Consider the following 13,440-nt stretch of genomic DNA (forward strand, 5'->3'; position numbering starts at 1 on the left):
CGAATGGGTGAACGGCAGGTGGCGGAGAGTGGGGGCGGCCGGACGATACCGATTTGAATCACGTACCCATATGGCCGGTAACCTGAGGTATTCGGGTACGCGCAACCAGCCGTGCCCTGACCGTGCCGTACGTACTGAAGAGAGCACTGTGGCCGCCGACAAGATCGACACGATCGTCAGCCTGAGCAAGCGCCGTGGCTTCGTCTACCCCTGCAGCGAGATCTACGGCGGCACGCGTGCCGCCTGGGACTACGGGCCGCTGGGTGTCGAGCTCAAGGAGAACATCAAGCGCCAGTGGTGGCGCGCGATGGTACAGGCCCGTGAGGACGTCGTCGGTCTCGACTCGTCGGTGATCCTCGCCCGCGAGGTCTGGGAGGCCTCCGGCCACGTCGCCACCTTCAACGACCCGCTGACCGAGTGCCTTTCCTGCCACAAGCGCCACCGGGCCGACCACCTGGAGGAGAAGTACGAGGCCAAGCACGGCTTCCCGCCGCCGAACGGCCTCAAGGACGTCAACTGCCCCGACTGCGGCACCAAGGGCCAGTTCACCGAGCCCAAGGACTTCTCGGGCATGCTGAAGACCCACCTCGGTGTCACCGAGGAGGCCAGCGGCCTGGCGTTCCTGCGCCCCGAGACCGCCCAGGGCATCTTCACCAACTTCAGTGCCGTCCAGACCACTTCGCGCAAGAAGCCGCCGTTCGGCATCGCCCAGACCGGCAAGAGCTTCCGCAACGAGATCACCCCCGGCAACTTCATCTTCCGGACCCGCGAGTTCGAGCAGATGGAGATGGAGTTCTTCGTCAAGCCGGGCGATGACGAGCAGTGGCACGAGTACTGGCTGCAGCAGCGCTGGGACTGGTACGTCGGCCTCGGCCTGCGCACCGAGAACATGCGCTTCTTCGAGCACCCGAAGGAGAAGCTCTCCCACTACGCCAAGCGCACCGTGGACATCGAGTACCGCTTCAACTTCGGTGGCAGCGAGTTCTCCGAGCTGGAGGGCGTCGCCAACCGCACCGACTACGACCTGCGGGTGCACAGCGAGGCCTCCGGCAAGGACCTCCGGTACTTCGACCAGGAGTCCGGCGAGCGCTACTTCCCGTACGTCATCGAGCCGGCGGCCGGCCTCAACCGCGCCATGCTGGCCTTCCTGATCGACGCCTACTTCGAGGACGAGGCGCCGAACGCCAAGGGCGTCATGGAGAAGCGCGTCGGCATGCGGCTCGACCCGCGCCTGGCCCCGGTCAAGGTCGCCGTCCTGCCGCTGTCGCGCAACGCCGACCTCTCCCCGAAGGCCCGCGGCCTGGCCGCCGACCTGCGCACCGCGTGGAACGTCGAGTTCGACGACGCCGGCGCCATCGGCAAGCGCTACCGCCGCCAGGACGAGATCGGCACGCCGTTCTGCGTCACCGTCGACTTCGACACCCTCGAGGACAACGCGGTGACCGTCCGCGACCGCGACACCATGTCGCAGGAGCGCGTCTCGCTGGACCAGGTCAAGGCGTACCTCGGTGCCCGCCTGATCGGCTGCTGAGTCGGGTCTTTTCGGGTAGCCCCCGTCCGCCCTTCGGGGTGGGCGGGGGCTCCTCGCTTTCCGGGTGTTCCGCGGCTACCGCCATCCCCAGCGGGAGCGGGGGGCCGCGGGCGGGGTCGTCGACAGGCCGGCCGCGCGGAGGGCGGCGAGGGTGGTGCGGTGGCGCGGGCCGTCGGCGAGCAGCGCGACCAGCAGCTGCCCGTACAGCTCCCGGCTGCCGGCCTCGTCCAACGCCGAGGCCAGGCGCACGAGTTCGGCCGGCGGGCGGAGCGCCGTCAGTTCCTTCAGCAGATCGGTGGTCAGCGCCGGCGGCAGCTCGGCGGCGAGCGCGGCGAGGTCCGCGGTGGGCCGGCCGGCGGCCTGGCGCAGCAGGGTCCGGACGTCGCCGGGGCGCCCGTGCTGCTGGAGGCAGGCGGCGAGGGAGGTCAGCTCGGGCGTCGGCGCCGAGCCCCACTCCCAGAGCAGCGTCGCGCCGTCGGCGTTCTGCCCGGCCTGCTCCAGCGCGGCGAGGAGCCCCGGGACGGAGGTCGCCGGGTAGGCCCAGAAGGCGTGGAACAGTGCGGCGGCCTCCTCGGCCAGGCCCAGCTCGCGTAACTCCGTCAGGACGGCGACCGCGTGTTCCGCCGTGAGACGGGCGGCGCTCCGGGCCAGGTGCAGGGAGGAGCCGGTCGGGCCGTACTGGGCGAGCATGCCGACCAGCAGGGCGGCGTCGGCGGGGGCGAGGCGGGCGGCCGCCTGGTCGAGCAGCTCCGCCTCCGCGGCGAGGGCCCCGGCGCGGTGGAGGGTGGTGATCCGCTCGGTGAGGGCGCCGATGTCGGGGCGGGCGGGCGGCGGCGGGGCCTTCGGCGGGGTGGGGGCCGGCTCGGGCTCGTGGTGGTGTTCGAAGTGGTGCTGGTCTTGCTGATGGTGCTGGTGCTGCTGGTGGTGCTGCGGTGGTTCCTGCTGCTGTTCGTGTCTGAGGCGGATCTCCAGTGCCTCCAGCTGGTTGCTGATCTGGAGGCAGCGGGCCCCCAGCCCCTCGCGGAGGGTGCGGGCCTGGGCGAGCTGCCGCAACAGCTCGCCGTCCGGCCTGCTGCGCCCCGGGTTCGCCCGGATCGCCTCGTTCAGTCGCCGTTCACGCTGACTCGCGTAGCGGCTCGCGCGGAGTAACTCGTCCAGCTCCGCGCGGAGTTCGGCGGCTCTTTGCTCGCCCTCCAGCTGTTGGCCTGCGGATTGTGCCGTCGGCCGCATGCGCATGATCGCCCCAACCTGTCCATCCAGACCCTGACTGCAGGACATCCTGGCGTTGGTATGTGGCGGGGGAGTTAAGAGCGCACGACCAGTCGTGCCCGAGTGGTGTCAAGGAGCGCGCAGACGGCGGTCGCGGCAAGAAGTGCGCCGGTCGCGCTCCGCAGCAGCGTCGCCTCGTAGTAGGGCCCCGGGAGGAGGGCGGCCACGACGCAGCCGACCGCCGCACCGGCGACGGCGGGAAGCAGGAGCCGTACGGTGTCCCGCCGGGCGGCCGCGCCCAGCACCACCAGGCCCGCCAGTGCGGCGAGTCGGGGCGTGGCGAAGGTCTGCGCGTAGCGGATCGCCAGGGCGGGGACGAGGAAGAGCGCCAGCGCCCGGCCGATGGTCGCGGTGAGCGTGGTGAGGTACGGGCCGGTCGGTGAGGTCGCGGAGCGGCGGAGCAGGTGGGTCGCGGCGAGGACCGCCGACGCGGCCGCGGCGGGGAGGACATGGCTGCCGAGCCGGGCCAGGTTGTAGAGCAGCACGGTGTCGTACAGCACCAGCATCAACTGGCCGTACGCCCACAGGTCGAGCGCGAAGAGGAACGGGTTGCCCCGGGCGGGGCGTTTGGCAACGGGCTCGCGCCGGGCCGGCCAGGCGATCAGCGGCGGCGTGACGACGGCCGAGAGCGCGCGCAGCACCAGGTCGTCCACGGTGTACGGGTTCCGCAGGTCCCACTCGATCGCGCAGAACGCCACCGTGTACGAGGCGGCGGCGAGCGGGATCAGCGGCGAACGGGCCAGTCGGACGTACAGGTCACGGTCCAGCCGCCGGACGACGGAGACGAACGCCAGCAGGACCAGCGGCAGTTCGAGGAAGGCCTGCACCCGCAGGACGGAGGGTGCCAGCAGCTCCGGCGCCGGGAAGCGGGCGGCGAGGGAGCCGAGGCGGGGGACGTCGAACCAGCCCGGCGGCAGGTAGCGGGCGACGAAGGAGGCGTCCCCGCCGTGCACCCGGTTCACGTAGACGGCCACCAGGACCTGGTTGAGGAAGACCAGCGCGACGACGGCCGCGAGCGCCGCCTCCGGGCCGATCCTGCCGGTGCGGCCGGTGCGGCCGGTGCGGCCGGTGCGGCCGGTGCGGCCCGGCGGCCGGGGCTCGGCCCGCAGCACCCTGGGCGCCAGGACCAGGGAGGCGGCGGCCGAGACCACCACCGTCCCGTTCAGCAGCGGCGCGACGCTGCTCACGCGGCCAGCCGCGCCCGCGCCTCCATCAGCGCGAAGCCCAGCAGGTTCAGCCCGCGCCACTCGGCGGGCTGCTGCGCCCGGATGTCGTCGGCCGCCAGCCCGATGCCCCAGATCCGGTCCACCGGGCTGGCCTCCACCAGCACCCGGCCGCCGGTGCCCAGCAGGTACGCGCGCAGCGACTCGTCCTGCCCGAACTTGGCGACGTTGCCCGCCACCACCAGCTCGAACCGCCCGGCCACCCAGACCTCGTCGTCGAAGTCCTTCACCAGCCGGCCCAGCTTCTTCGCCTCGGCCGGCGTCGCGGCCGCCAGTACCTGCTCCTCGATGGCCGAGTCCCCGAACATCCGGGCCTTGCCGGCCATCATCCAGTGCTCGGCGGACGCGTACGTCACCCCGTCGACGGTGAAGTCCCCGGGCCACCACTGGCTCAGGCACTCCTGCCGGGTGCCGCCACCCTTGCGGGCCGTGTGCCCCCAGAACATCACCCACTTCGGGTGCACCCCGTCGGCCATCAGCGCCGCCAACTCCTCACGGCTCCGGACGTCGGCCGGGTACCCCACGCGCATCTCGCTCATATCGTCATAGTGACACAAAGGGGTCGTGGCCGCGAACCCTTTGATTACGGCGTATCGCCTGCGAGGGGGTGGCCCGGCTTCTAGGATTTCCGCACGCAGACAGGGGCATCGCGGGACGGGCGGGGATGGAACGGAACGACATCCACAATGAGTTCGGCAGCGGCAGGGTCGGGAACCTGACCCAAGCAGGCGTCATCAACAACATCGCGAACTACCAGAACGGATTGCCCGGAGGGGCGCAGCAACTTGGCCCCTGGGCGCAGAAGGTCTGGGATTCCGAGGTCTGGCACAAGGTCCCCGCACAGCACAACGTCGAGCCGTACAAGCAGGGCGCGGCGATCGTGGCCGCCCAGCTCCAGGTACGCCATGAGCATGCGCAGCGGATGCTGGTCGCCGACCCCTGGCGGGACCCGGGCTACGGCCTACGCTTCCTGGAGCAGGCCGAGAAGTACCTGCCACCGGACCTGTACCCGGCCGAGGCCGCGCTGCTGCTCCTGGTGCCGCTGATCCACCACGTCCACCAGGCGGAGACGGCCGTATGGTGGCATCGCGCCGTCGATCCGACGAACCTGGAGCAGGACCCGTCGGCGACTGGCGACCGGTTGTCTTACCAGCGGACCCTGGGGGACTACGGCACTCTGCTGGGCCGGGTGCCGCGCCGCCCGGAGGGTCGGGAGCCGATCGGTTGGTGGCTGTACCACCGCTGGTTGCGGGTCCACTGCGGTGTGGCGCTGGACAAGACCTTTCCGGAGCTCGTCGACCAGATCGTGCCGACCGGATCCGTGCTGAAGGATGCCTTGGACCCGGCGCGGCTGCGGAAACTGCTGTACGGCCTGCAACGCGGCCCGGAGGTCTGCTCGACGGAACACCTCGACGAGCTCAAACCCGAGCAGTCGCTGCGCGGTTCCGGTCGGCAGCTCGTCCGCGAGCGGCGGCTCGCCCTGCTGCTCGCGCTCGCCAACGGGATGGCCATCGAGCTGACGGCACTGCCGGACATCATCGTCGACCACGTGGGCATCCCCGAGGCGGTGGAGCCGGAGCAGCTGCGGGAGACCCTGGACCAGTTCTCCTGGGGCGGCTCGGACGTGCTGCCGGTGCTCAGCGCCGTCTACCACCACGGCGCGGTGGAACAGGCGTTGGAAGAGCACATCGCCAGGCTCGACGAGATGCTGCACGGCATCCAGCGGGCGATCCCGGACAGGGTCACCAGCGCCATGCCGGAGCTGCCGCGACGGCTCTCGACGACCGACGTCCAGGCCTCCGATTCGAAGATCGTCAACTGGGCCAAGTTCCGCCTGGACGAGCGTCGGGTGCGGGACATGCTGATGGGCACCCAGTTGTACAAGGACCGCAATCTGGCTGTCCGTGAGCTCTACCAGAACGCGCTGGACGCCTGCCGCTACCGCCGGGCCCGCACGGACTACCTGCGGGCGGAGGGGCATCCGCTCCAGGAGTACGAGGGCTCCATCACCTTCATCCAGGGGGAGGACGAGGACGGCCGACCCTACCTGGAGTGTGAGGACGACGGGGTCGGCATGGGGGAGGCCCAGCTGCGAGGGGTGTTTTCCCAGGCGGGTGCCCGCTTCGCCGACCAGCCGGCCTACAAGGCGGAGGAGGCGCTGTGGGCTGGCAAGAAGCCCCCGATCAAGCTCTTTCCGAACAGCCGTTCGGCATCGGGGTGCTCAGCTACTTCATGCTGGCCGACGAGATCCGGGTCACCACGTGCCGGATGGACAGGCGGACGGGGGCGGCGGGAGCGGTCCTTGTGGCCTCGATCTACGGGCCGGGTCACCTTTTCAAGATCGCCGTGGCCGAGCAGGGGACGAAACCCTTCACCCGGGTGCGGCTATACCTCAGGGAGGAGGCAGAGTGGGTCCCGACCTGGTCGTGTGTGGACGTGCTCTGTGAGGTGCTCGGCATCGCGGAGTTCACCACCACGGCGGAGCAGGGAAGCCGGATCGAGAAGTGGGAGCGAGGCGTTCTCGACTACGCACGATTGGTCGGCTATCCGAAGCGGACCGCGCCTTGGGCTGAGGCTCCGCGCGACGTGGACGTGCAGTGGTGCGACGGCAATGGCGTCTTGATGGTGGATGGGCTGGTCGTCAAGCCACCGCCCGAACCCAGCCTTCTGAGCGTGGGAGGCGATCATCCTTATGGCCTGGTCATCAACTTGCGCGGGCCTTATGCGCCGGTGCGCCTCTCGGTCGACCGCGCGCAGGTGTTGGATGGTCTTCCTGCCGGCACATCCGGTCTGATCGATCAGGCGGCGAGGGCGCTGGTTGTCGACCCGGTTCGATTCGTCTCGTTCGACTGGTTGGCAAGGGTAGTGAGGGGGAGCCCCCAGCTCGCGGACGCCATCGCGCAGGTTTTCGCTGATGCCGGTATGTCAATGAGGCGCGAAGGTGTGAGTGTCGACCTGCGGTCGATGGGTGTTTTCGATCCGGATGCCGACCTCGCGGCACTCTTCCTCCCGGGAAGGCGGACCGGTCGAACCGGCCGGCCGGTTGACATGCCCAACCATCTCTTTCTGTGGCGGATCCTTGCTCATGGTTCGAGTGAACTCCGCGATGAGCTCGTGCGCTTGGTGCCGGAGGTTTCTGACCTCGCGGGTCTGTTGCGCGCGTGTCCATCGGACAGGAACCTGTCCACGGACGGAGGACACACGCCGGGCGCGCTCTCCGCTGTCTACGGCCATGCCCGACGCACCGGCCGTGATCCGTACGAGGTTGCTCTCAGGGCGAGAGCGCTCGGAGCGATCGACAAGGACCCAGCGGGGTTCCTGCACGCTGGGTCCTGCTCGTTTCGTCAGGAGGCGGCGCTCCTCGAAGCCGCGGATGGGGGAAGGGCACCGTCTGACGGGAGTATCCGGACCGCCGATCTCGTACGCGTTCATCACGCCCTGGGCGTCGGACTGGTGGAGGCCGCTGCTCGCCTTCGTCGCTACGGGTTCGACGTCCCGAATGGTCCGCAGGGCGAGGATCTCCTCACGCAGGAAACCTTGCGGCTCCTGAGCACGGACCAGACGATCAAGCGCGGCAACTGGCTGGACCTCGATGAAGCGATTCCACCGGGCCACGTACTTCAGGCCGCTAGCACCCTGAAACTTGAGGCCGTCGACATCGTCAGACGGCTGGAAGCACTGGGGGGCCGAGTGGAGTCCTTGCGAAGCCCCGTCGAGCCGGACGAGGACCTCCTCAGGTTGCTCAGCAGGGACCTGGACGGTCAGTGGCCTTGGCTCAGCATGGCGTCCACGGTGCCTCCGGGGCATCTGCTCGCCGCCGCCGACGAATTCGGGGTGGCGGCGGAGTCGGTCGCCGAGAGCTTGTCGGCCCTGGGCTTCCGCGTACTGCCTTTGCCGGAGCGGCGGGAGCCCCAGGACCGTGAGATCCTGGGGCGTCCGGACCTTCATGGCGGAGACCAGGTCTTTCCGGATGTCCCCATCCCGTTCGCGCAGCTGATCAGTGTGGTCGCGGATTCCGATGTCTCGCATGCTGTGGCAGTGGATCGGCTGGCTGCTTATGGGATCCTCACGGGGTTGACATTTCCTGAGGAGCCGGAAGACCTGGACCGGGCCCTCTTGTCCGAGGGCGTCTCCTGGTTCGCCGGGGTGTCGGTCGGTCAGGTGGTCCCGCTCAATCGCGTGCTTGTCACGGCGGGTGAATTCGGCGTGTCGCTTGGCGAGATCACTTCGCGCTTGGCCACGTACGGTGTCCCCCTGAGCAGGGCAGAACTTCCCCAAGGACTGGATCCTTACAGGGCCGTGTTGCTGGGGAATGTGGACAAGGACACCGCCGCGTCGTTGCCGGACCTTGTACTGGCCTCCCGTCAGGCCCAGATGTCCCTCGCTGAAACGGCGCACTGGCTGCGCGAACTGGGCGTCGACGTTCCTGACGTCGCCGAGATGATCCGCGCAGCCCTGGCCCGGGTGCCTCGGGAGATTCCCTCGGTCAGGCCGTAGCGGCCAGCTCCAGGAAGCGGTGGCCGAGTTCGGTCACCTCGTCGGCCGTCCATTCCTGGGCGGGGCCGGCGAGGCTGACTTCGGCCATGGCGAGGCCGGGGGCGGCGTCCTGCCAGTAGGGGAGGAACCAGGTGCCCTCTTGCTCGGCGAGGGCCAGGTGGGCGGCGTTGAGGGCCTTGGCGGGGTGGGGGAGCCAGAGTTGGAACTCGTGCGTCGGCGGGACCTCCGGGTACACGCGGGCGCCGGGGAGCGCGGCCAGGGCCGGGATGAGGGTCGTCGCAGCATGGCGGGTGTAGTCGGCGAGGTGGGGGAGGACGGTGTCCAGGCCGTCGAGGGCGGCGAGGGCGGCGGGCCACTGCTGGAAGAGTTGGCCGCCGTAGCGGTGGCGCCAGGTGCGGGCGTAGGCGGTGAGGCCGGCGTCTCCGGCGAGGGCGGCGCCGCTCATGCCGCCGAGGTCCTTGTAGTAGGAGACGTAGACGCTGTCGGCGAGGGCGGCGATCTCGTGGAGCGGCTTGCCGAAGTGGGCGGTGGTGTTCCAGAGGCGTGCGCCGTCGAAATGCACCCGGGCGTCGGCTTCGTGGGCCGCGTCGACGAGCGCGGTGAGTTCGTCCCAGGTGGGGAGGAGGTAGCCGGGGTCGCGGAGCGGGAGTTCGACGGTCAGGGTGCCGAACGGTTCGCCGAGTGCGGTGAGTTCGGCGGGCGTGGGCTGGCGGTGTTCGGTGGTGGGCCAGAGGCCGCGCAGGCCGGTGAGCTGGGTGTAGGCGTGGCGCTCGTGGCGTTCGATGTGGCTGAGCGGGTGGAGCACTACAGCGGGGTTGCTGGTCTGTTCGGCGTGGTGGCGGAGGGCGACCTGCTGGGCCATGGTGCCGGTGGGGAAGAAGACCGCGTCCTCGTGGCCGAGCAGGGCCGCGGTCCGTTCCTCCAGCTGCCGGACCGGTCCGTCGTTGCCGTAGAAGTCGGGGTGGACGTCCAGGCCGTCCAGGGCGGCGAGCCGGGTGAGCCGTTCGCGGATGGTGGGGAGGCGGTCGCCGGAGAGGAACCGCTTGCAGGTGGTACGGGCCGCGCGTCGCCGGTGGAGCTCGCTCTGGTCATCGGTCATCCGGTGATTCTCGGACCGGCGAACGGGCCGGGCCAACTGCTTTTCCCGGGAGGTCCTCAGCACTCCACGGGTGCGGGGTGGCCCGGGTTGAGCACCAGGCGTTCCTCGGCCGGTCCGTCGCCTCGGTGGACGGACACGCGGTACTCGCCGTCCCGCCGTCGTTGATCCGGGACAGGCGGAGGCCCCCTGTTCGCTCGGCCTGCCAGATCAAGCCCGGCCCGTAGTCGCTGTCGTACACGACGGTGGTGACCTCGTCATTCGCGGGCTGTGTCGGGCGTCGGGTGTCGGCGCTGGATGGCGCTGCTGAGTGCGGAGTTGAGCAGCAGGGTGACGGCGCAGAGGACGAGGAGGAAGAGCAATTCGGCCAGGCCCGGGTGGTGGTGGCGCACGGGGTGGGAGACGAGAGCCCCCGCGCCGGCCCCGGTCGCGACGGAGAAGGCTGCGGCGACGACCAGGGAGGCGCGGGGGCGGGTCGGTGGGGTCATGAGGCAGGGGGAGACCCGAGGTGCTCGGGGCGGGCCGTCCACTCGACGCCGCCGCGCGGCGGGCGGAGGTAGACGATGCGGCCGACGAGGTCCATGACGACGCCGAGCCGCTCGGCGCGGTGGTCGTAGACCAGGTCGCCGGGGGCGGGGGCCGTGACGGCCGGGACGGTCGGCGTGGTCACGAGGGGATCCAGCTCTCCAGCCGGACGCTGATCAACTTTCCGTTGGCGCCGACGACTTTGGCGGGCAGGGGCACGCCGCCGTCCGCGTGGAGCGTGACGGTCGAGCCGGCCTCCGGGTACCAGGGCTGCTGAGCGGCCTGCTCGCGCTGGGCCCGCACCCCGGCGCGGAGGAGGTCGACGATCTGGCGGACGACGGAGGTCGGAGCGGCGCCGAGGTCGATGAGGACGATGCCGGTGACGGAGGCGCACTTCCAGTCGATGCCGGGGGAGGGGAGTTGGGCCCCGGCGTAGGCGAGGGTCGCCTTGAGGTCGTCGAGGGCGTCGGCGGCCTCGCGGCGGTCCTCGGCGGTGATCTTTCTGAGCATGGAAGCCATGGCGCTGCTCCTGAGGGGGGTTTGGGATTTGCCCCACCAGATTGCTATTCACTGGCTACGCTGTGAAGCCAGATCGTCACAGCAGGTTGAACGTAGGATTTGGAGAGCTCGATGTCCAGGCTCGAAGTCCCCCGCGGAATGACTCCTCGCGAGTACTACGGTGCCGAACTGAAGAGGCTTCGGGAGGAATTTGTGCCCCGGATGACGCAGGAACGGCTGGGGGGACTGGTGTTCGTCTCCGGCGGCTACATCGGGCAGTTGGAGCAGGCGGTCCGGGTGCCGCAGATCGATCTGTCGCAGCGGATCGACGTGGCTCTCGATACCGGTGGAGCGCTGGAGCGGCTGCACTCTCTGGAGGGCTTCACGAGGTTCTCGGACTACTTCGCCCATGCTGCGGATCACGAGACTCGGGCGTTGACGATCAGCGAGTACGCTGGGCATTTCGTCCCCGGCGTGCTGCAGACTCCCGAGTATGCGCGCGCTTTGTTTCTGGACGCCGCAACCCCGTGGTCCGACGAGTGGATTGCCCAGAATGTCGCCGCACGGATGGAGCGGGGGCAGCGGATCACGGCGCCGGGTGGGCCTGAGTTGTGGTTCATTCTTGATGAGGCTGTGCTCAGAAGAGTCGTTGGCGGCCGCCAGGTCATGGCTGGTCAGTTGCGGCACATGGTGGACTTGGTCAAGCGCCGTCGCATTGTCCTTCAGGTGTTCCCATTCGAGGCAGGATCCTGTTCACTTTCGGGTCTGCTCTGTCTTATGACGTTCGGAGATGCTCCTCCCCTTGCCTACAGTGAATCTGCTTATGCAGGTCAGCTGTTGGATGATCCGAAGGTGTTGGCCAAGTCTCGCCGCGCATACGATGTGGCGCGGGCCAGTGCATTGTCCGCTCGGGCATCTCTGGCCTTCATCCAGTCGATCGCAGAGGGATACGAGCGTGGCGGGAACGGATCAGCAGGCGACTCGGTGGCGCAAGAGTAGCTACAGCAACACCGACAACGGGTCGTGCGTGGAGGCTGACGACGCCCGCCCTGGTCGCGTCCGCGACTCCAAGGACCCCGACGGCCCCGCCCTCGCCTTCACCCCCGCCGCCTGGCAGTCCTTCGTATCCGCCGTCTGCGCGGGCGAGTTCGGCACTGCCGGCTGACCTCCCCGTCGTCCGTTAGGAGGGGTGGCCGGCCTGGTGCAGCTTCTCCAGGGCCAGCAGGTCGTTGGTGACCATCACCTGGGCCAGGCGCGCGGCGACGGAGACCACGGCGGGCCAGCCGGGCGCGTCGAGGTAGGCCTCGTCGGGGGCGCTGGCGCCGACCGCGTCCTGTACTGCGCCGTAGGCGGTGCCGAGGCGTGCCATGAGCTCGACCTCCTCCTCGGTGCGGAGGCTGTAGCCCAGGCAGGGCGCCGGGTCGTCCGCGTGGCAGAAGTCGTCGAAGAGCACGTGCACGGTGTGGGCGAGGTCTTCGAGGCGTTCCGGGTCGAGCCAGGTCTCCCGCTGCCAGGTCGGGCTGGCCAGTGCCACGACGGCGGGCACGACGTGGAGGCGGTGGTAGGGGAGGGCGATGCCGTGGTCGGTCACGGGCCGAGGATAGTCGTGGCGCCCGGCGCTGCTCTCGGCCCCGGTGCCGCTCAGCCCTGGCGGGTGGGACGCCGTTCGTAGATCCTGGGGGCCGTTTCCAGGACCTCGCTGGGCCAGGTCCGTCGGACCCGGTCGAGTCGGTCGTGGTGCTCGTCCGTCCAGTTCTCCTGCGGCCGGATCCACAGCAGCGCGCTGAGGCGGTCGGGATCGTGGATCGTCACGGCGAGGGAGCGGTCCTCGTGCAGGTGGAGGGTGAGACTGGGCCCGCGGTCCCCACCGATGCTCGCGTCCGCGCCGGGGGCGAGGCCGGTCAGCTCCTGCTGCCAGGCGTCGAGGTCGCGTTGGGAGAGATGGAGCTTCAGCCGGGCGTCGACGAAGTCGGCGTGCACCGAGATCTCGGCGCGGAGGATGTCGTGTCCGGTCGGCATGCCGGGCTCGGAGCGACCGGTGACGCGAACGGTGCACCGGTCGCCATCGGGGTCCTCCAGGCGGATCAGGTCCACGGCACCTGGTTCGGTCATCGCCGACCTCGCTTCCTCGTTCTGGTCCGGCGTGCATCCTGCCGCATCACGGGTCCAGCGGGTCCAGCGGGTCCAGCGGGTACCGCGAGGGGGCCATGGCGTAATCCGGTGGTCCCCGGTTCTGTCGCCCTGTCACCATCCGGGGGTGACGACCTTGTTCCTGATGGTCGGCCTGCCCGGGGCCGGCAAGACCACGAGGGCTCGGCGGATCGCCGAGGAGCGGGGCGCGCTGCGGCTGACGCCCGACGACTGGATGCTGCCGCTGTTCGGGGCGGCGGAGGCGGAGGGGAAGCGGGACGTGCTGGAGGGGCGGATGCTCTGGCTCGCCCTGGAGGCGGTCCGGCTGGGCACCGATGTCGTGGTGGACTACGGCTGTTGGTCGCGGCAGGAGCGGTCCGCGATCCGCTGGCTGGCGGAGGCCGAGGGTGCGTGCTTCCGCATGCTCTATCTGCCGGTGGACGACCGGCCCCAGCGTGCCCGGATCGCCCGCCGCTGGGAGACCGCGCCGGATGAGACGTTCCCGATGACCGAGGCGGAGATCCTGGACGGGCGGGCGCACTTCGAGGAGCCCGACGCGGCGGAACTGGCGGGCCTCGGGGCGGTCGAGGGTCCGCCGCCCGGCTGGACGGACTGGCGGGCGTGGGCGGCGAACCGGTGGCCGTCGTTCGGGTGACGGCGGCCACCGGGCG

Annotated in this window: 15 protein-coding genes; 6 read left to right on the top strand and 9 right to left on the bottom strand. The window is 70.0% G+C overall.

Annotated features, from left to right (window positions below; all coding sequences use genetic code 11):
- Window positions 1-148: 148 nt before the first annotated feature.
- Window positions 149-1,531 carry a glycine--tRNA ligase gene (locus ACYP53_RS15200; RefSeq protein ID WP_189918018.1) on the top strand — a complete coding sequence of 461 codons (1,383 nt, stop codon included), beginning with the start codon at window positions 149-151 and terminating at the stop codon, window positions 1,529-1,531.
- A 75-nt stretch (window positions 1,532-1,606) separates the two neighbouring features.
- Here ACYP53_RS15200 and ACYP53_RS15205 read toward each other — a convergent pair whose 3' ends face one another.
- The 3 genes from ACYP53_RS15205 to ACYP53_RS15215 form a co-directional block, all read right to left on the bottom strand.
- Window positions 1,607-2,767: a hypothetical protein gene (locus tag ACYP53_RS15205; protein ID WP_189918019.1), complete on the bottom strand. Its 1,161-nt coding sequence runs from the start codon at window positions 2,765-2,767 to the stop codon at window positions 1,607-1,609.
- A 68-nt stretch (window positions 2,768-2,835) separates the two neighbouring features.
- Window positions 2,836-3,987 (bottom strand): hypothetical protein, encoded by a 1,152-nt coding sequence (locus tag ACYP53_RS15210; protein ID WP_459647657.1) that lies wholly within the window; start codon window positions 3,985-3,987, stop codon window positions 2,836-2,838.
- On the bottom strand, window positions 3,984-4,562 hold the full coding sequence (locus ACYP53_RS15215; RefSeq protein WP_459647658.1) for an NADAR family protein: 579 nt from the start codon (window positions 4,560-4,562) through the stop codon (window positions 3,984-3,986). The genes ACYP53_RS15210 and ACYP53_RS15215 overlap by 4 nt, the downstream gene beginning before the upstream one ends.
- A gap of 125 nt (window positions 4,563-4,687) precedes the next feature.
- Here ACYP53_RS15215 and ACYP53_RS15220 point away from each other — a divergent pair, with 125 nt between their 5' ends.
- Both ACYP53_RS15220 and ACYP53_RS15225 read left to right on the top strand, forming a co-directional pair.
- The gene (locus tag ACYP53_RS15220) at window positions 4,688-6,646 is read left to right on the top strand and encodes an HD domain-containing protein (protein WP_459647659.1); all 1,959 of its coding nucleotides are present in this window, start codon (window positions 4,688-4,690) and stop codon (window positions 6,644-6,646) included.
- 425 nt (window positions 6,647-7,071) lie between these two features.
- Window positions 7,072-8,520, top strand: a complete 1,449-nt coding sequence (locus tag ACYP53_RS15225) for a wHTH domain-containing protein (RefSeq protein WP_459647987.1) — start codon at window positions 7,072-7,074, stop codon at window positions 8,518-8,520.
- Here ACYP53_RS15225 and ACYP53_RS15230 read toward each other — a convergent pair.
- From ACYP53_RS15230 to ACYP53_RS15245, 4 genes are all read right to left on the bottom strand, one after another.
- A complete protein-coding gene (locus ACYP53_RS15230) occupies window positions 8,510-9,619 on the bottom strand; it encodes a threonine aldolase family protein (protein ID WP_459647660.1) in 1,110 nt (369 codons plus the stop codon). The two genes, ACYP53_RS15225 and ACYP53_RS15230, sit on opposite strands and share 11 nt — an antisense overlap.
- Window positions 9,620-9,873: 254 nt before the next feature.
- A complete protein-coding gene (locus tag ACYP53_RS15235; RefSeq protein ID WP_189918025.1) occupies window positions 9,874-10,104 on the bottom strand; it encodes a hypothetical protein in 231 nt (76 codons plus the stop codon).
- The gene (locus tag ACYP53_RS15240) at window positions 10,101-10,286 is read right to left on the bottom strand and encodes a hypothetical protein (RefSeq protein WP_229928727.1); all 186 of its coding nucleotides are present in this window, start codon (window positions 10,284-10,286) and stop codon (window positions 10,101-10,103) included. The genes ACYP53_RS15235 and ACYP53_RS15240 overlap by 4 nt, the downstream gene beginning before the upstream one ends.
- Window positions 10,283-10,660 carry a hypothetical protein gene (locus tag ACYP53_RS15245; RefSeq protein WP_459647661.1) on the bottom strand — a complete coding sequence of 126 codons (378 nt, stop codon included), beginning with the start codon at window positions 10,658-10,660 and terminating at the stop codon, window positions 10,283-10,285. Before ACYP53_RS15245 ends, ACYP53_RS15240 begins: the two co-directional genes overlap by 4 nt.
- A 111-nt stretch (window positions 10,661-10,771) precedes the next feature.
- On the opposite strand from ACYP53_RS15245, the gene ACYP53_RS15250 reads away from it, so the two are divergent.
- On the top strand, window positions 10,772-11,638 hold the full coding sequence (locus ACYP53_RS15250; RefSeq protein ID WP_459647662.1) for a helix-turn-helix domain-containing protein: 867 nt from the start codon (window positions 10,772-10,774) through the stop codon (window positions 11,636-11,638).
- 28 nt (window positions 11,639-11,666) lie between these two features.
- Entirely contained in the window at window positions 11,667-11,804 is a 138-nt protein-coding gene (locus ACYP53_RS15255) for a DUF397 domain-containing protein (RefSeq protein WP_459647663.1), read from the top strand.
- Window positions 11,805-11,819: 15 nt separating this feature from the next.
- On the opposite strand, the gene ACYP53_RS15260 is transcribed toward ACYP53_RS15255, so the two are convergent.
- Both ACYP53_RS15260 and ACYP53_RS15265 read right to left on the bottom strand, forming a co-directional pair.
- Entirely contained in the window at window positions 11,820-12,230 is a 411-nt protein-coding gene (locus tag ACYP53_RS15260; protein ID WP_459647664.1) for an SCO4402 family protein, read from the bottom strand.
- Between the two features lie 50 nt (window positions 12,231-12,280).
- Window positions 12,281-12,751, bottom strand: coding sequence for a DUF5959 family protein (locus ACYP53_RS15265; RefSeq protein ID WP_459647665.1), 471 nt, complete (start codon window positions 12,749-12,751; stop codon window positions 12,281-12,283).
- 145 nt (window positions 12,752-12,896) lie between these two features.
- On the opposite strand from ACYP53_RS15265, the gene ACYP53_RS15270 reads away from it, so the two are divergent.
- A complete protein-coding gene (locus ACYP53_RS15270; RefSeq protein ID WP_459647666.1) occupies window positions 12,897-13,424 on the top strand; it encodes an AAA family ATPase in 528 nt (175 codons plus the stop codon).
- Window positions 13,425-13,440: the final 16 nt, after the last annotated feature.

It is taken from the genome of Kitasatospora sp. Ki12, from assembly GCF_054601375.1.